The 17,228-nt window shown below is 40.6% G+C and carries 15 protein-coding genes, 1 tRNA gene and 2 pseudogenes; 9 read left to right on the forward strand and 9 right to left on the reverse strand.

Translation table 11 applies throughout. The annotated features are described in order from the left end of the window. Window positions 1–169: 169 nt before the first annotated feature. Window positions 170–1,117 (forward strand): hypothetical protein, encoded by a 948-nt coding sequence (locus tag VB775_RS15915; protein WP_281007740.1) that lies wholly within the window; start codon window positions 170–172, stop codon window positions 1,115–1,117. Window positions 1,118–1,238: 121 nt separating this feature from the next. Then, on the forward strand, window positions 1,239–1,814 hold the full coding sequence (locus VB775_RS15920; protein WP_281007739.1) for a Uma2 family endonuclease: 576 nt from the start codon (window positions 1,239–1,241) through the stop codon (window positions 1,812–1,814). A gap of 250 nt (window positions 1,815–2,064) precedes the next feature. Here the strand turns inward: VB775_RS15920 and VB775_RS15925 are convergent. Next, window positions 2,065–2,322, reverse strand: a pseudogene (locus tag VB775_RS15925) (ISKra4 family transposase); the annotation flags it as partial. A 379-nt stretch (window positions 2,323–2,701) separates the two neighbouring features. Here VB775_RS15925 and VB775_RS15930 point away from each other — a divergent pair. From VB775_RS15930 to VB775_RS15950, 5 genes and pseudogenes are all read left to right on the forward strand, one after another. Next, a complete protein-coding gene (locus VB775_RS15930) occupies window positions 2,702–4,249 on the forward strand; it encodes an NAD(P)H-quinone oxidoreductase subunit N (RefSeq protein WP_281007738.1) in 1,548 nt (515 codons plus the stop codon). 160 nt (window positions 4,250–4,409) lie between these two features. Next, window positions 4,410–5,093: an HNH endonuclease gene (locus tag VB775_RS15935; protein WP_281007737.1), complete on the forward strand. Its 684-nt coding sequence runs from the start codon at window positions 4,410–4,412 to the stop codon at window positions 5,091–5,093. A 35-nt stretch (window positions 5,094–5,128) separates the two neighbouring features. Next, complete coding sequence (locus tag VB775_RS15940) at window positions 5,129–5,332, forward strand: hypothetical protein (protein ID WP_281007736.1); 204 nt, start codon at window positions 5,129–5,131, stop codon at window positions 5,330–5,332. Next, a pseudogene (locus VB775_RS15945) lies at window positions 5,326–5,499 on the forward strand (PIN domain-containing protein); the annotation flags it as partial. The gene VB775_RS15940 and the pseudogene VB775_RS15945, both read left to right, overlap by 7 nt. A gap of 56 nt (window positions 5,500–5,555) precedes the next feature. Next, window positions 5,556–5,891 (forward strand): DUF433 domain-containing protein, encoded by a 336-nt coding sequence (locus tag VB775_RS15950; RefSeq protein WP_281007734.1) that lies wholly within the window; start codon window positions 5,556–5,558, stop codon window positions 5,889–5,891. Window positions 5,892–5,947: 56 nt separating this feature from the next. Here VB775_RS15950 and VB775_RS15955 read toward each other — a convergent pair whose 3' ends face one another. From VB775_RS15955 to VB775_RS15985, 7 genes are all read right to left on the reverse strand, one after another. Continuing rightward, window positions 5,948–6,115 carry a hypothetical protein gene (locus VB775_RS15955; protein WP_281007733.1) on the reverse strand — a complete coding sequence of 56 codons (168 nt, stop codon included), beginning with the start codon at window positions 6,113–6,115 and terminating at the stop codon, window positions 5,948–5,950. Window positions 6,116–6,474: 359 nt separating this feature from the next. Beyond that, window positions 6,475–7,431, reverse strand: coding sequence for an ABC transporter ATP-binding protein (locus tag VB775_RS15960; protein WP_281007732.1), 957 nt, complete (start codon window positions 7,429–7,431; stop codon window positions 6,475–6,477). A gap of 95 nt (window positions 7,432–7,526) precedes the next feature. After that, window positions 7,527–10,136 (reverse strand): EAL domain-containing protein, encoded by a 2,610-nt coding sequence (locus VB775_RS15965; RefSeq protein ID WP_281007731.1) that lies wholly within the window; start codon window positions 10,134–10,136, stop codon window positions 7,527–7,529. Between the two features lie 638 nt (window positions 10,137–10,774). Continuing rightward, complete coding sequence (locus tag VB775_RS15970) at window positions 10,775–11,002, reverse strand: hypothetical protein (RefSeq protein ID WP_281007730.1); 228 nt, start codon at window positions 11,000–11,002, stop codon at window positions 10,775–10,777. Between the two features lie 334 nt (window positions 11,003–11,336). Next, window positions 11,337–11,409 (reverse strand) — tRNA-Val (locus VB775_RS15975). 260 nt (window positions 11,410–11,669) lie between these two features. Then, window positions 11,670–13,031, reverse strand: a complete 1,362-nt coding sequence (locus VB775_RS15980; protein WP_281007729.1) for an 8-oxoguanine deaminase — start codon at window positions 13,029–13,031, stop codon at window positions 11,670–11,672. A gap of 332 nt (window positions 13,032–13,363) precedes the next feature. Then, window positions 13,364–13,648, reverse strand: a complete 285-nt coding sequence (locus VB775_RS15985) for a YggT family protein (protein ID WP_281009357.1) — start codon at window positions 13,646–13,648, stop codon at window positions 13,364–13,366. A 392-nt stretch (window positions 13,649–14,040) separates the two neighbouring features. On the opposite strand from VB775_RS15985, the gene VB775_RS15990 reads away from it, so the two are divergent. After that, window positions 14,041–14,820, forward strand: a complete 780-nt coding sequence (locus VB775_RS15990; RefSeq protein WP_281007728.1) for a cobalt-precorrin-6A reductase — start codon at window positions 14,041–14,043, stop codon at window positions 14,818–14,820. A gap of 174 nt (window positions 14,821–14,994) precedes the next feature. Further along, window positions 14,995–16,146 (forward strand): ferrochelatase, encoded by a 1,152-nt coding sequence (gene hemH / locus VB775_RS15995; protein ID WP_281007727.1) that lies wholly within the window; start codon window positions 14,995–14,997, stop codon window positions 16,144–16,146. 40 nt (window positions 16,147–16,186) lie between these two features. On the opposite strand, the gene VB775_RS16000 is transcribed toward hemH, so the two are convergent. Then, a complete protein-coding gene (locus VB775_RS16000; RefSeq protein WP_281007726.1) occupies window positions 16,187–16,921 on the reverse strand; it encodes a heme oxygenase (biliverdin-producing) in 735 nt (244 codons plus the stop codon). Between the last annotated feature and the right edge of the window lie 307 nt (window positions 16,922–17,228).

Here is a 17,228-nt window from a genome sequence, read left to right on the forward strand (position 1 = left end):
CACAGTAATGAGGTGATTACGGCTCAATAAAAGTAGCAGCTTAAAACTGGTCGAACAACATTACATTTAAATTATAAATCTGAACTAGATAATCTTTTCTTGCCTCTCATGTTGTAGCATCATAACTCATGGAGAAAGAGCAAAACTTTAAAATAAGTAATCAACATCAATGAAATCAATTAGCATTCAAATCTCAGATGAACGTTGGTTGGCTTTACAAACTAAATCTGAAATTTTGCAACTATCACCTGAAGAGCTTTTATCTAGAGCCATCGAAAGAGTTGTCCATACTCCTAAAAAGCTTCAAACTCCCTATCCACCAACAAGAAGAGTATTCATTGATACTAATGTTTTAGCACAGATTGTTGGTAATAAATCTGATGGTAAACTCGTGATTCAGTGTTTGCAGGAGTCAGGAATCGAAGCTGTTACCTTCTCAAAATGCGTGTATGAATTGTATTCAATGATTAAAGGAACTACAAAGGATGGTAAGACCCCCAAAAGTGATGGACATCCGTTAAAAAGGTTTACAAAGGGTGATATCAACGATATTGGGCAGAGACTTTTTAAGAAAACTAACCTCACCGAAAAAGCAAATACCCCCTACTGGTTTAATTTATGCGAAGAATGGATGTGGTCGGATTTCTTTAATTCCTATGAAGATCTTTTTGAGAAATACTGTGATAAGTCTGATCAAACTGATCAAGAAGAAATCAAGGAAACGCTATCTCTCCAAAAGGATTTTTGTGAGTGGAAAGCATCTATGAGACAATCATTTTCAGAAATTAGGCAAGAGATTTCTAACAATGGAATAACTGTATTTAATTATTTTGAAGTTTTTAATTCAGACTGGTATCAATTTGAAGGATTTTTTTGGGAACAGTCTTTTGCTCAAGATTCCTTGATTCCAAATGAGGACTTTGAATTGGTTTTAGCAGCGATTGCTCTACAAGCAAGTGCTTTTATCACAACCGATAATAAAGAGTTGATATGGCGAGGAGGGTTAAGTTTAGGTCTTAATGCACCTCAAATTTCTTTCTGTTGTCCCAGAAGAATTAAGGAAGCTATTGATACTAACTTTGCATTCAGATACTACCCAGAAAGTAAACCTTATTAGAAATACGATCGCTTAGAAATCACGACTTACGGTAATAGCGATCGCTTAGAAATCACAATGTACAGTAGATCGCTAATCTTGTAGAGTTAATCAAATCAAACCCATTATCCATTACAAAAAAATGATTTCTATTAAAGAAAATTTTCCTCAAATAACTCCAGAAGAGTACTTTGCTTGGGAAGAAAAGCAATTAGAAAAACACGAACTGATTAACGGTCAAGTTTATGCCATGAGCGGTGGTAGCGTTAATCATAGCCGCATCGCAATTCGATTTGCGACTATGGTTGACACCCATTTAGACCCTAGTAGTTGTATAACAGGTAACTCAGACCTGAGAATTAATATTGTTGGCACAAATAACTACACCTATCCTGATGTCAGCGTCACCTGCGACGATCGCGATAAAACTACAACCAAATATATTACCTATCCTTGCTTAATCGTTGAAGTTCTATCTCCTAGTACTGAGTTATACGATCGCAGTGGCAAGTTTAGACTGTACCGCAAAAATCCACACTTACAAGATTATTTATTAGTTAGTTCTACCAGTATCGAAATGGATTTATACCATAAAAATGACGCTGGCGAATGGCTTATCATTAACTACCAAGAAGGCGACACTGTAGAACTAAAAAGCATTAACTTAAGCTTTCCCATCGAGCAAGTCTATCGCGGTTTAGAATTGAATCCAGAATAATTACTGATGTTACGTGGAACTCAGATAATGAATCTCTTGTTGCTAGCACGACAGGGCAACCACGGGGGGATTGCCCCTACTCCAATAATTTAGATTTTTGTAGCGGGCTGTGCCACAGGGCAAGCCCTAGACTTAGATGATCGTAGGAATTCTATCCACGTAACATCAGTAATTAGGGCTTCCTGAAAAAGCAAGAAAAGCATACGCGCATAGGTTTTCAAGGGGTGCGACCTCAATATAATACAATTATTTAGACAGCAACAGGAAACCCATACTGATTGAGATTGTCCCAGAATTGCTCCCAACGAGTAGAAGTTAAAACTAAAGATCTTAAACTCAGAATTATGCTCGCCCCCTTGTCCTTCCAACGCATCCCAGAGCAACATAATCGCTGCTTTATTAAGGTCTTGCAAGCAGCTTCGGTCACACCAGAGCCAATCGGATAGGTTTTCTGTTGGAATTGAGCATAGTCCATTTGCCACAAATGATTGTTAAAGTAGGTAATCGAAGCTTGGAGCTTTTCCCTCATGGTTTCGGTTAGCTTATTTTCAGTCATCGCCAGTACCGAGAACGATTGATTGGTTGTTATTGATATATTAGAGTCAAGTATCAATAGAGTAAAATCTATTATTTTTATGATTATCATAGATTTTACTCTATCAAATTTGTCCTACTCCTATCTCATCCAAGAATTAGTGGTGTGAATCGCCGCACCACTAATTCTTGGATCTTAATTTCTATTTTTTAGATTTGGAAAAGGCGTATCAATGACTATCAGCGATCGCCGAACTCTTTAAGCATTTACTACCAAAGCAGAAGAGAACAAGAAATTAGAGCGACTCAAGTTTTGCTATACAATTGCCATAGCAACAACACATGAATTAAGTATGGATACAGCAAGTCTCAATGCTCTGCTCAATAGTGGTGCGATCTTGCCAGAACTAATTGTCATTGGGACATTGGTACTCGTATTGATTGTCGATCTGATTGCATCAGGACGAAAATCGGCAAATGTTCTGCCCTATATTGCGATCGCAGGTTTAGCGGCTTCTACAGTCGCTTTGATCTGGCAATGGACGGGCTTAGAAAATCCGATCGCCTTTTTGGGCAGTTTTAATAGTGACAAACTCAGCATTATTTTTCGTGGCATTATTGCCCTATCGGCTCTATTTACGATTCTCGTTTCGGTACGTTATCTAGAGCAGTCAGGTGTAGTAGTTGGCGAGTATCTCGTAATTTTGCTCAGTGCTACCCTCGGCGGTATGTTCCTCACTGGCTCCGACGAGATGGTGATGGTATTTGTCTCCCTTGAAACTCTTAGTATTTCGTCTTACTTGCTGTCGGGTTATACCAAACGCGATCCGCGCTCCAATGAAGCGGCGCTCAAATATTTGTTAGTCGGTGCAGCTAGCTCAGCGATTTTTCTTTATGGGATGTCTTTGCTCTACGGACTTTCTGGCGGCGAAACCTCTCTGTCGGCGATCGCCTCAAAGATTACCGTTAGTAACACAGCCCTCATCATCTCGATGGTATTTGTAATTGCAGGGGTTTCCTTTAAGCTCTCGGCAGTCCCTTTTCACCAATGGACTCCTGACGTTTACGAAGGTTCACCCACGCCTGTAGTTGCCTTTCTGTCGATTGGCTCTAAGGTGGCTGGCTTTGGACTTGCGCTCAGATTTTTGATTACCGCGTTTCCTCTGGCTTCTCTGCAATGGCATTACGTGTTTGTCGTATTGACCGTATTGAGTATGGTCTTGGGTAATGTGGTGGCGATCGCCCAAACTAGCATGAAGCGGATGTTGGCTTATTCCTCCATCGGTCAAGCAGGATTTGTAATGCTCGGTATGGCGATCGACTCCGAAGCAGGTTACGCCAGCATGATCTTTTACTTGATCTTGTATCTATTCATGAACATGGGTGCTTTCGCCTGTGTGATCCTGTTTGCTTCTCGCACAGGAACCGATCAAATCAGCGAATACAGTGGCTTATACCAAAAAGATCCTTTATTAACGCTTGCGTTAAGTGTCTGCCTCTTATCTTTGGGTGGTATTCCTCCTCTCGCAGGTTTCTTTGGTAAGCTCTACATTTTCTGGGCAGGTTGGCAAGCTCACGCCTACGGCTTAGTTCTACTAGCCCTAGTGATGAGTGTAGTTTCTCTCTATTACTACATCCGCGTTGTCAAGATGATGGTAGTTAAGGAGCCTCAAGAAATGTCTGAGTCGATTCGCAACTATCCTGAGATCACATGGACTCAGGTGGGTATGAAGCCTTTACAAGCGGCGCTTGTATTTACGCTGATCTTTACAGCGATCGCTGGTATTGCATCTAACCCTCTATTCTCTCTATCTAATCAAGCTGTAAAAGAAACCAAGTTTCTCCAAGCTAAAGCTCCAATATCAAAACCAGTTGCAGTCTTACCAACAACTGCACAATAAAAAAAGGGGCGCTTTGCGTCCCTTTTTTTTGCCAAATTTTTATGCTTTTAAATTGTCTTACTCCTTGGGGCTCTCATAGCAAAATTAAACAGATCAAATACTAAATTGACTTTTTTGTGTTAGTAATTAACTAAATAATTAGTAGCTAAGAATTATCACGATGCCTTTTCCGAAAGATGTAAGAGAAACTGCACTAGTTAAATCAGGGCGTTATTGCTGTGTATGTCAAGAACACGCAGGTAGAAATGCAGAAGTTCATCACATAGTTCAGGAGGCAGACGGCGGTTCTAATGATTTGGAAAATGCTATTGTGCTTTGCTTCAAATGTCATGCAGAAGCAGGACATTACAATCCACGCCATCCTCGCGGTACAAAATACTCACCGACTGAGTTAAGAAAGCATCGAGATGCTTGGTGGAAATATCGTGAGACCTACGCTCCATCACTGAAGCCTAACAATGATTCAAATCATCCTTTAAATTTAACTCCTAACGGTCAAGATATACAACTTGTAAATAAGGAAATTGGTACTCTTTGGTCTAACTATGCAAACTATCCTGTAAAAATTGAAGTTATTCGATTCAAAGCTAAACTAATTGCCGAGTATGTTATTTACAAAGATTCTTTGAGTCCTCATTCTTACGAGCTTTATCAAATTGAAGATGGTCGATACATTGTCTATCACAACTACATTCATCGTGCAGATTATGGCTGTGCTAGGTTGATAGGAGCAAATCTTGATATAGATCCAGATCCACCTTTAACACTTGAACAAGTACAACAAGATTTTCCCGAGCTTGCAACAGAGGCAGGTTTATCTCGAGTTCGAGTTTTAGATGTTTGAGATAGAGAATAACCAAATCCATAGGAAGTAAGACAATGCAAACAATCCAAACGACAGCCCAAGTTGATAAAAAAGGCATACTTCAGATTCAACTTCCCGAACATTCAGGAGAAAAACTAGATATTTTATTGGTGTATCAAATTGTCCAGAAGACTCAAAAGCGCCAATGGTCACAGCGATTTCTGAGTACATTTGGAGCATGGCAAGGAGAACCGTTGAAAAGAGAACCCCAGCCCTAATTTGCGGACAAATACGCGCCAAATTACAAAAGCTGGGAACTCCAATTGGGAGCTATGATTTACAGATTGCGGCGATCGCTTTAGCCAATAATCTTATCCTTGTAACCCACAACACTAGAGAATTTGAGCGTGTTGAAGGATTAAAACTTGAGGATTGGCAAGAATAAAGATGGCGATCATATAGATAAGCTAAGATATTATTCACATAGAAGAGACAATACCTATGCTTTTAGAAGACTACTTCGATTTTCTAAGCCCAGATGACATCCACATCAAAGGTCATCGTATTGGCATCCAAGATGTCATCAAATACTATTTAAGCGGCTATAGCCCCAAAGAAATTTTAGAAGAATTGCCAAGCTTAAACCTAGAAAAAATCTATGCCGTAATTACCTATTATTGGCGTAATCGCTCTCAAATTGATGAATATATGTTTCTCCTTGAGCAGTCACAGGAACAGCACTATCAAGAACGGTTAAAACAAGAACCGTCAGAAGCGATCGCAAGATTGCGAGCAAATAGAGAGCAGACAAAAAAGAAATTGTTACTCATCTCATGAAAATATACTTTTTACTTAGCGAAAATATCCCTCCAATATTAAGGACAAACTTCAATTTATTTATCTCTCAATAAAGCAATAAAACCTTCCTGTTGAAAATGGCGAGCGTGGGGCAGGACTGGATCAATCCCCTTTTCCTTCATAATCACCATCGAAGCGCAATCCGTAAGGCTATATTGCTTATCTGGTTGCTGTCGATAGTATTGATAAGCCTGCTCAGACAATTCAGTAGACTGTGGAATAATCTCAACATTGGGATCAGAACGTGGTAGTTAGCAACGCAAGAGATAGATTGGACAAATCAAAACCCAAAAGATGAGTGGCGGCGATTCGCGCCACCACTCATCTTTTGGGTTTTATGTCCTAAGCAAAACTTACATTGCTATAAAAGGGAAAGGATTTATCATGGCAGTGCTGGGCAGCACTACCTACATACAGTTACAACTCATTACTTTGCTATAAGTAGCTCACCATAATTAAAACCTAAAACTAGAAAGCTGTCCCGCCTGCGTAGCGGGCGGGACAGCTTCTGGTTTTTTAGTTTACTTATGCCTAGCTACCTAGAAACAATTCGTGTTTAGATTTAGCTGGTTTGCTTATAGCCTAGTTTTAAGAAAATGTTTTCTAAGGTTTCCTGAGTGCGATGAAAATTGATTATAGGGACATCTGCATCAATGAGATATTTAAGTAGGGAAGCACAGTCTTCAAGAGTACCCGCAAACTGAATTCTTACCATAGCAACATCAGCTAAAACTTCTACTTCCTGTACAAATTCCGATCGCTTCAAAACTATTTCAAGATCTTCAATTTTGCCTAAAGTCGAGATCAGAATCTGTTGTCGATCTTGGTTACTGCGATCATATAGAGCTTGCAGTCGCGAGCTTTCAACTAAACGACCTAGCTCCATAATCCCAATTGATGTACAAATTTCTGCGAGATCACTCAAAATATGAGATGAAATTAAAATCGTCATTCCCTGCCGTTGTAGAGACTTGATAATATTGCGAACCTGCACTCGCGCTAAGGGATCAAGTCCTGATACAGGCTCATCAAGCAATAGCAACGTGGGATTATGAATAATGCTACGTGCTAGGCTGAGACGCTGTTTCATTCCTCTTGAGAGTGTGGCAATTAGTTCATTCTTTTTCTGTTCTAGCTCCACTAACTCAATCACTTCGTACAATCTTTGCGATCGCTGTGCATCTCTCAAAAAGTACAAACGTGCAAAGTAATCTAGATAATCCCATACGGTTAGGTCGTCGTAAAGTGGAAAGTCATCTGGCAAATACCCCAATTGCCGCTTCAGCTCAGGATTATTTTGACCACGCAAAAAACGCGCTCCATTAATATAAATTTCTCCTGCGGTGGGTTCCTCGGCAGCAGCCAACATCCGAATTAAGGTGGTCTTACCTGCTCCATTGGGACCAATCAGTCCATAGACTTCGCCGCGATCAATCTGCAAATCGATGTGATTGACTGCAACGTGATTATCAAACTGTTTTGTCAATCGGTGAGTGCGAACCGTTGGTACTACTGTCATGAGATTGATCTAAAAGTTACAGCTATGTTAACCTCCACAATGGAAATTGTGAAGATATTTCTCAAATAACTTCAGATCTTCGTAACATCAGTTAATTACTCTATTGTTGGGGAAATTGCGATCGCATTAACACTATTAGCGATCGCCTGTTCTGCGGCAGGCGCAGTTAAAGGTCGCGAGAATAGGTATCCTTGTCCAAACTCACAACCTAATTTTTTTAAAATTTCAACCTGCTGTTGTGTCTCTACACCTTCAGCAACCACACTCATATTCAAGGTATGCGCCAACATCGTAATCGTCCTCACGATTTCAATATTCTCGCCGCCATCCGTCATTTGATCCACAAAAGCACGATCTATTTTGAGAATGTTAATTGGGAAACGATGTAAATAGCTAAGGGAAGAATATCCTTGTCCAAAATCATCAATACTCAATTGAATATTTCTTGCCCTTAATTGAGCTAATTTATTGATTGTTTGTTCTCCTTGATCCATCAGAGTGCTTTCCGTAATTTCTAAACGAATGGAACAGCCATCAATACCAGTTTCCGACAGAATGGCATCAAGCTTCTCTAGCAAATCTGGTTCACGAATTTGATGGCTAGCTAAATTAATGCTCATCTTTAAATTTGCGGCTTCTGGGAACTTATGTAACCAAACTTTTAGTTGGTTACATGCTTCTTTTAAGACCCAATCACCGACTGCCACAATCAGCCCTGTATCTTCGGCAAGGGGAATAAACTCGATGGGAGAAATAAAACCACGTTTGGGATTCTTCCATCGAATGAGTGCTTCAAATCCTGACAACTTATCCGTTTCTAAAGAGACTATTGGCTGATAGTAAAGCTCAAATTCCTGATGCTCAAGGGCATAATGGAGTTCACTTTCTAGCTGTGTTAATCTGAGGGTCTGTTCGTACATTTCCTGATCGAAGAGAATATAACGTCCTTTCCCTGAGGATTTAGCGCGATACATGGCAATATCAGCGTCCCTAAGCAGATCAACACAATTGTCATAATCAGGTGTACTGATCACAATGCCTATGCTTGCACTTGGGAAAATTGCTTCGCCTTTGATGATGACGGGCGAAAGGAATTTGTTGAGAATGCGATCGGCTACCATCAGGGCTTCGCCCACATCTTGAATGTCATCAACGAGAATAGTAAATTCATCTCCCCCAAGGCGAGCAACTGTATCAATGGAGCGCAAGCAACCTTGCAAAATCTCAGAGATCGCCTGCAAAAACAGATCGCCAACATTATGACCGAGACTATCGTTAATCATTTTGAAACGATCCAAGTCAATAAAAAAGATGGCAAACAAATAACTAGAATGGCGTTTACTATACTTGATCGCATGTTCTACACGATCCATAAATAGATTGCGATTGGGTAAACCCGTTAAAGCATCATGGGAAGCATCATGGGCAAGCAGTTCAATCGAATCGGAAAGTGCTGAATTCAGTTCTTGTAGTCGAGAAACATACATATAGCTCTGCATCACTAACATGGAGCCGATATAAGTAAATAGAGCAGGTGCGATCGGTATCCACCACCCCGACAAAAATAGGACATAGCTGCCAATAACAAGTCCCCCCATACATAAAATCAACGTACCAGTTAAAAAAATTAAGCGCCGAGTCGAAAATATCCAAATAATCGCGGCTCCAGTCATTGCCCAACCAGCTATCCAGATCTCCTCCCAAATATTTGACCAAATCCTAAACAGAGGACGATTATCGAGAACTGCTCCCAAAATTAGTTTGACAATATTTGCCTGAAACTCCACTCCCGACATTTGAGCAGGTGAAGTTATAAAATTACTGCTGTAGGGTGTGTAAAAAACATCATTGAGACTTGCGGCTTGAGGCCCAATTAGGACAATGCGATCGCGCATTAGCTGAGGATCAATGCGATTTTCTAAAATATCTTCAAGGGAAATATAGCGAAACTTTTGAGAGGAGCCATGATAGTTCATCAGAACTTGATATCCACCAGCATCAACACGAATATATCCACCATCCGTATCTTCTAAGGGCTGAAAAATCGTTGAACCAATCTGTAGGTAGCCAGATTCTGAAGACTTAGGTTCTATCCCTTTCTCTTTTAAATATGTTAGGGCGATCGCTAAACCTAAACTTGGTAAACCCTCATTACCCTCAGGCATCGGATACAATAAGGCGCGGCGCAATCTACCGTCAGGATCAACAATTACATCATTTGCAGCTACCTGCCCCAAAGCTTTTAAAGCAGGTGGTGGATCGATAGCTGTACTAAAGCGATCGCCAATACTTTTTTCAATGCCAATCAAATTAGGAGTGGTTTTGAATATCTGTTCTAACTCTGCGTAACCCTCTCCCACAGGAATATCCCGATACAAATCTAAGCCAATCACTTTGGGTTGTTGATCGCGTATTTTCCTTAAAATCTGGGCGAGGATGCGATCAGATGCAGGCCAATTGCCTAGATAGCGAATATCTGATTCTTGGACACCAACGATAATAATTCTTTCATCTACTGGCTCCGCAGGTCGAACTTGCATGTATAGATCAAATGCAGCCCATTCGCTTGGTTGTAACCAGCCCAACCAACGCAGTCCAAATACTAGCAGGTAGATACTGCCACTAGACAGGAAAAAACCGCCCCACTGTTGAAATCTAAGTGGTAATTTTTCCCAGTTTGACTTTAAGGTTTTAATAGCGATCATCTCAAGGAGTTTAATGGCACTTGCTCCCTTAAGCCTAACTTTTTTGTCGTAATTCCCGCATGAGTTATACCAAAACACAAAATGGCATAACCATTTTGTGTTTTTAAAACCCTTACTCGGTTTGTTTTTTAATTCACAAAAGTATTACCACACTTTTGTGAATTGGAATTACAGTCTAAAGTTAGGTCAGAGTTGCTAAGTTTCAAGACTAAAATCAAATCGCACTGATCCTATCAAATTAATGTTTTGATGTATGCAAGCTCTTTGTCGCAAGCCGCCTAATGTCAACTCACAAAAGTGTCGCCACACTTTTGTGAGTTGACAAACTAACGCAGAGATGGATTTAAACACACAATTGCTACGCCATCTCGTGTTTTGCGATAAATTTTTTTAATTCAATGTATTGCAAGCAATAATGCTTAATCTCCCAAAAAGAAGGACACGTATAACGTGTCCTTCTTTTTGGGAGATTAAGCATTATTGCGGTTTCCTTATATCCTGTAGATGAACTAATGTACATGGGAAGGTAAAGGTTAAAGATTTAACTTTTTCTGCTGCTTAACTGCAAATCACTCAATAACTGTTGATAATGAAGTTAAAAAAATCAATGGTTATCTTGAACTAGATAAAAGTACAACTTACAAAACGATGTTTTGTGAAGGTTGTAATTTAAAGGAAGGTGGAGTAACTTGCAGGGTTAAGCGTGATCCGCCGCCTTGAGTTCGTTTTGGTCTAGGACGTTCCGTTGGTGTATATTCTGCTTGATGATTTGCTAGCGCAAATTCTGGTTGACCGACAATAAATACTATCCCCCCGATGAAGGCAACCGAAGCTGGCAGAATATTTTTGTATGACTTAAACAACATATAGATTCTGGCTCTTAAGCTACTATCAGATTCTACCTGATCTATTAAAAAAATATTACTTTATATAACTTTCTAATAACCTTTTATTGGCTCAAAAATTTTTTCGACATATCAAATAACTATAATTTAAGGATATTATCGTATTTTTAAAATTATGTAAATGTTTGTGTGAAAATGTTTTTGAAAAAAGTAAAGCAAATAACAATCACATCAGCACCAATTCGCAAAAATTTCGTCACACTTTTGTAACTTAAAAAACAGAGCCATAAAGAAATAAAACCGCATAGACGCTTTGTTGTTTTATAGAAGATTTCTTTTAATGGAAATTTTTCAATGGGCGCTGAGGGACTCGAACCCCCGACATTCTCGGTGTAAACGAGACGCTCTACCAACTGAGCTAAGCGCCCTTGCTTTTCAGCTTTCATAATATAGCAGATAGTGATCGCATTTAGTCAACTTTTTTTTAAGGAATTTTTAAAATTAATCTTTGCCACCTCTCTAAGTAATCAAAAAGGTCACTTCGCAACCTTTTTGATTACTTTTTGATTATTTATAGCAATGTAAGTTTTGATTAGGACATAAAACCAAAAAGATGAGTGGCGGCGCTTTGCGCCGCCACTCATCTTTTTGGTTTTGATTTGTCCTATCTATCTCTTGCATTGCTATATTATTTATTGACAAGTTGACAAGCAATTTTGTTGGTCTTCTCGATTAGCATTGGCAAATCAAGGGTTGTTAGCTGACCACGATCAACTACTTTCTTACCATTGATAAAACTGTAATCAACTGAAGGCACTGGACAGAAAATCAGCGCAGATACAAGATCGTGATGTGCGCCAGCAAACTGCGATCGCTCAATATCGATCGCAATGAAATCCGCCGCCATATTAGGAGCGATCGCCCCAATATCATCCCGACCCAACACCTTTGCGCCGCCAAGGGTAGCTACTTCCAATATCTCCCTAGCACTCATTGATGTGGGATCGCACTCATTTACCCTTGCTAGTAAAAAAGCAGTTCGTGCCTCTTGCAACAGATTGCCCGTGTCATTAGAAGCCGAACCATCTACACCCAAACCCACTGGCACATTATGATTTAGCATTTTTCTGATGGGGGCAATGCCACTGCCTAGGCGTGTATTGCTACAAGGACAATGCGCCACACCCGTACCCGTGCGTCCAAATTTTGCGATCGAATCATCACTCAATTTCACACAATGGGCATGCCACACATCATCACCCAGCCAACCCACCGACTCTGCATAATCTCCAGGGATCTTGCCAAATTTAGCAAGGCTGTAGTCTACGTCTGACTTATTTTCGGCAAGATGGGTATGCAATCTAACACTGGTATAAGATCTCGCCATTTTTGCCGATTCGATCATCAAGTCTGGGGATACGGAAAACGGCGAACAGGGGGCAAGAGTCATGCGTAACATAGAAAAACGCGATGGATCGTGATACTGCTCAATTAATCTTTGCGAGTCTTTGAGAATGTCAGCTTCCTTCTCAACTAAAGCATCGGGTGGAAGTCCACCTTGACTCTCGCCAACGCTCATACTACCTCGACTAGCATGAAATCGCATTCCAATTTCCTGTATACCTGCTATTTCATCATCCAACTTACAATCATTGGGATAGATATAAAGATGATCGCTAGCAGTCGTGCAACCAGATAGAATTAATTCTGCGGCTGCCATCTGAGCGCTGATATAAATGCTTTCAGAATTGAGATTCCCCCAAATTGGGTAGAGAGTTTGCAACCAATTAAACAGAGTGCAATTTTGAGCGGCGGGAATAACTTTAGTAAGAACTTGATAGAAATGATGATGGGTATTAACTAGCCCTGGCAAGACAATATGTTTTCCATGTAAGTCCAACACTTCATCGGCATTTTGAGGTAATTCGGTGGTGAGTCCTACCTGCTCAATCACATTATCTCTCACAAATATCGCTGCATTATGGAGTTCTCGGCGATCCCGATCCATCGTGACTAAGGTATGGATATTTTTGACTAGAAGTGTAGGCATAGATTCCAATGAAATTAAAGATGCATTCTTTAAGTTTTACATTAGGAGTTAATAACTAATTGTCATGGTTATAACCTTTTACAATGCTCTATAGCAACGCAAGAGATAGATAGGACAAATCAAAACCCAAAAGATGAGTGGCGGCGCTTCGCACCGCCGCTCATCTTTTGGGTTTTATATCCTAAGCTAAACTTACATTGCTATAAGTTCAAATAAACAACTAGAGATTTTTTAAAAGTGCTGGAATCACTTTTAAAAAATCTCTGGTGTTAAGTAGTAAAGCAGATAGGACTTATAGGACTTATGCCAACATTTATAGAATTGCGGTAAATCTATTGCATCATTGTCAAAATACCTTGCTGACCAAGTAACATTTCGCGCAAGAGGCTAAAAATACCAACACCAATCACAGGGGAAATATCAATACCGCCGATCGGGGGGATTAACTTCCGTAGTACAAATAGCAAAGGTTCGGTCGGGAATGTAATCACGCTATAGGGAAATTGCTTGAGAGGAATTTGGGGATACCATGTCATGATAATCCGAAATATATACATCAGGATAAATAATCCCAAAACAATATTGAGAGTAAGAGAGCTAATGGCGATCGCATCCACGACAGTAACCAGTTTCAAATTTCAAAGTACTTATGCATTTGATCCTAACAGTTTTATACCAAAAGATAAAATGGCGTGGTCATTGTGTCTTTTGAACGCAAGAGATAGATAGGACAAATCAAAACCCAAAAGATGAGTGGCGGTGCGAAGCGCCGCCACTCATCTTTTGGGTTTTATGTCCTAAGTAAAACTTACATTGCTATAGAAATCAAAACTGACTGAAACTCCTTTCTAGTGGCGATCGCGTACAGTCGAGAAAAGGGTTATGGCGCAGTAAGGTACAAAGGTTTGTAGAAACCAACCTTTGTACCTTACTAGACTAAATAAATGCTGTAACATATGGCTCGCGGACTCAGCAACCAGCAAACTACAATGTCTAAATATTTCTAATTATGCAGAAAATTCTCATTTTGGGTGGCACGGGTGATGCCGTGAAACTCGCCGCAAAACTCGCCACTAATCCCAAATTAGAAGTAATTAGCTCCCTCGCAGGCCGCACTAAAAAGCCAGCCGCCCTAGTTGGACAAGTTCGTATTGGTGGATTTGGTGGCGCAGAAGGATTAGCTAGATATATACAAGACTATTCCATTGATGTTCTCATTGATGCAACCCATCCCTGTGCGGGACAAATAACTATTAATGGCGCGATCGCTTCGCATTCAGTTAATATTCCCTATCTAATGCTCACTCGTCCTCAATGGAAGAAAATAAATGGCGATAATTGGATCGAAGTAGAAAGTGTAGAAGCCGCCGCAAGGTCTATTCCTGAATCGGTAAATCGAGTATTTATTACATCAGGGAGACAACAACTAGAGCCTTTTTTGCAGCGATCACATATCAGCCCGCATATCTGGTATCTAATGCGCTCGATCGATCCACCCGAACTAGAATTACCCAATAGCAAGGTACTGCTTGATCGCGGACCATTTAGTTTAGAGCAGGAACGACAATTATTGCGAGACTATCGAATTCAGGCGATCGTTAGTAAAAATAGCGGCGGCAATGCTACCTATGCCAAGATTGTCGCCGCAAGGGAATTGGGAATTCCCATTATTATGGTGCAGCGTCCCGCCATGCCTGAAGGCGAAAAAGTAACGAGTATCGAAGCAGCGATCGCATGGTTAAATCAGATCAGGAAGCAACGAAGGACAAGTAAAAACTCAAATAAATGAAGACGACGCTTCGCGTCGTCTTCATTTATTTGAGTTTTAAGCCCTAAGTAAAACTTTCATTACCATAGATTTAAGATCAGCACAAAACGGTATAACGATCCTGACCCTAGCTATAATTAATGAAACTCGATCTTAATAACAAATCTAAAATTATAAAGGGATATAGCGATTGATATGGGGCGACTAGGCGTTTTACTGCTGAACCTCGGCGGGCCAGACAAATTAGAAGATGTCCGCCCTTTTTTGTACAACTTATTTGCTGACCCAGAAATTATTCGCTTGCCTTCGCCATTACTGCAAGCACCTTTAGCTTGGTTAATTTCGACACTACGAGCAAAAAAATCTCAAGAGAATTACAAAAAAATTGGTGGCGGCTCACCATTACGGCGAATTACTGAAGCTCAAGCTCAAGCCCTGCGATCGCAGCTTCAGCAAAATGGTCATGAAGCCCATGTGTATTTGGGAATGCGCTACTGGCATCCCTTCACTGAAGAGGCGATCGCCCAAATCAAACACGATCAGATTGAAGAATTAGTGGTTTTGCCTTTGTATCCACAATTTTCAATTAGTACTACAGGCTCTAGCTTCCGACTACTTGATCGCATCTGGAAAAACGATCCAGAACTACAAAAAATCAAGTACACAGTTGTACCTTCTTGGTATGACAATTCAGGCTATTTGCAAGCGATGGCAAATCTGATTGCCACTAAACTCGATCAAGTTAAAAATCCGAGCGCAGCATATATCTTCTTTAGCGCCCACGGTGTACCCGTCAGCTATATCGAAGAAGCAGGTGATCCCTATCAAAAGGAAATCGAAACTTGCGCGGCTTTAATTATGCAAAAACTCAATCGCTCCAATCCCTATAAGCTCGCCTACCAAAGTCGTGTTGGTCCCGTTGAATGGTTACAGCCATACACTGATGTAGCGATCGAAGAACTTGCTGCACAGGGCGTAAAGGAACTAGTCGTAGTTCCAATTAGTTTTGTATCAGAGCATATCGAAACCCTCGAAGAAATCGATATGGAATATCGTGAAATTGCTGAACATGCTGGCATTGAAACCTTTGCGCGAGTTCCTGCCCCTGACACTGACCCCACTTTTATCCAAGCTTTAGCCGATGTGGTAATGAAAGCTTTAAGCGATCGCCCCATTGCCTTTGCCGAAACAATTCAGCCTCAAAAAAATACCAAACTCTATCCTCAAGAGCGTTGGGAATGGGGAATGACCCAATCCGCCGAAGTTTGGAATGGACGCTTAGCAATGCTAGGGTTTCTAATTTTGCTCCTAGAGCTATGGTTAGGACGCGGACAAATCTTTCAATAAAAAAGGGGGCGCAAAGCGCCCCCTTTTTTATTGTTGTTAATTAGCTAGCAGCATTAGATTCGCGACGTACAGAGGTATTCTTGGGTTCACCCTTGATCTTTGTGACTAGAGAATTCCAGCCAAACTTGGTTAGAGCAAGTAGCCAGTTACCTTCTAGCTCACGGAACATCGCCATGTTCATATGAAATGAAGCATTGGCTTCATCTACAATGCGCTCAGCAGTAGCAGCATCTACAGGCAAGGTATCCAGAGCTTCACGGTAGCGTTTTTTGAATTCGCCATGATTACGAATGTCATCAAACTCATAGAAAGCAGTGCCATCGCCTTCAGTCAATCCCATCGACTCCTTAGCAATTTTCTTGAGGATTTGACCTCCAGAAAGGTCACCCATGTAGCGAGTATAGGCATGGGCAACTAGCAATACTGGGTCATTAGCAGAAATCTCACGGATACGAGCAAGATACTTTTCGCAAGCAGGAGTAGGCTTTACTGCTTCGCGCCAGTTGGAGCCAAAGTAAAACAACATATCGAGCTCTAGGCTCTTTTCACGCCACAATTCACGGTAGTAGAGCTTGCTGAGAACAGGATCATTTTTGTGAACTTCAAACTCTGCTTCGATCGCTTTGTAAACAAAGTAAAGGTTGCCGACTAGTCTGCTATAGGCTGTCTTGTTAACTACACCCTTTAAAAAACATTTAATAAAATCTGTACTCTCTGCTGCGGAGTGTGATTTTTGTGTGCCTACACGCAAAAGCGTTGCTAAACCTTGACTCATGGATTCTCCTAAACTTTTTTAAATAAAAATAGTGTTATCACTCACGCTAGGTAACTGCGAAGGCAACTTAGCATGAATTTTAAAATAGTAATAAAAACAGCTATATAGCGTTTATCAGTCTGGTGAAGTACGGTTTTGTTTCCCCGCCGAAGGCGGGGAAACAAAACCGTACTTCGCTTGCTTGAAAACCGCTATAAAAGCGATTATGGAAATATATGCTGGGATAAATAAATATAATTACGATAATTACGGGATAATTGCGGGCTAGTCAAAAACTGCGATCGCTGCTAAAGCCTCAAATCAACAG

Source organism: Pseudanabaena sp. CCNP1317, assembly GCF_034931345.1.
GTDB classification, from domain to species: Bacteria; Cyanobacteriota; Cyanobacteriia; order Pseudanabaenales; family Pseudanabaenaceae; genus Pseudanabaena; species Pseudanabaena galeata.

Excerpts from the sequence above, each read along its gene's own strand:
- VB775_RS15915 (WP_281007740.1), top strand. The coding sequence starts at position 170 with ATGAAATCAATTAGCATTCAAATCTCAGATGAACGTTGGTTGGCTTTA.
- VB775_RS15920 (WP_281007739.1), top strand. The coding sequence starts at position 1,239 with ATGATTTCTATTAAAGAAAATTTTCCTCAAATAACTCCAGAAGAGTAC.
- VB775_RS15930 (WP_281007738.1), top strand. The coding sequence starts at position 2,702 with ATGGATACAGCAAGTCTCAATGCTCTGCTCAATAGTGGTGCGATCTTG.
- VB775_RS15935 (WP_281007737.1), top strand. The coding sequence starts at position 4,410 with ATGCCTTTTCCGAAAGATGTAAGAGAAACTGCACTAGTTAAATCAGGG.
- VB775_RS15940 (WP_281007736.1), top strand. The coding sequence starts at position 5,129 with ATGCAAACAATCCAAACGACAGCCCAAGTTGATAAAAAAGGCATACTT.
- VB775_RS15950 (WP_281007734.1), top strand. The coding sequence starts at position 5,556 with ATGCTTTTAGAAGACTACTTCGATTTTCTAAGCCCAGATGACATCCAC.
- VB775_RS15960 (WP_281007732.1), bottom strand. The coding sequence starts at position 7,431 with ATGACAGTAGTACCAACGGTTCGCACTCACCGATTGACAAAACAGTTT.
- VB775_RS15965 (WP_281007731.1), bottom strand. The coding sequence starts at position 10,136 with ATGATCGCTATTAAAACCTTAAAGTCAAACTGGGAAAAATTACCACTT.
- VB775_RS15970 (WP_281007730.1), bottom strand. The coding sequence starts at position 11,002 with ATGTTGTTTAAGTCATACAAAAATATTCTGCCAGCTTCGGTTGCCTTC.
- VB775_RS15980 (WP_281007729.1), bottom strand. The coding sequence starts at position 13,031 with ATGCCTACACTTCTAGTCAAAAATATCCATACCTTAGTCACGATGGAT.
- VB775_RS15990 (WP_281007728.1), top strand. The coding sequence starts at position 14,041 with ATGCAGAAAATTCTCATTTTGGGTGGCACGGGTGATGCCGTGAAACTC.
- hemH (WP_281007727.1), top strand. The coding sequence starts at position 14,995 with ATGGGGCGACTAGGCGTTTTACTGCTGAACCTCGGCGGGCCAGACAAA.
- VB775_RS16000 (WP_281007726.1), bottom strand. The coding sequence starts at position 16,921 with ATGAGTCAAGGTTTAGCAACGCTTTTGCGTGTAGGCACACAAAAATCA.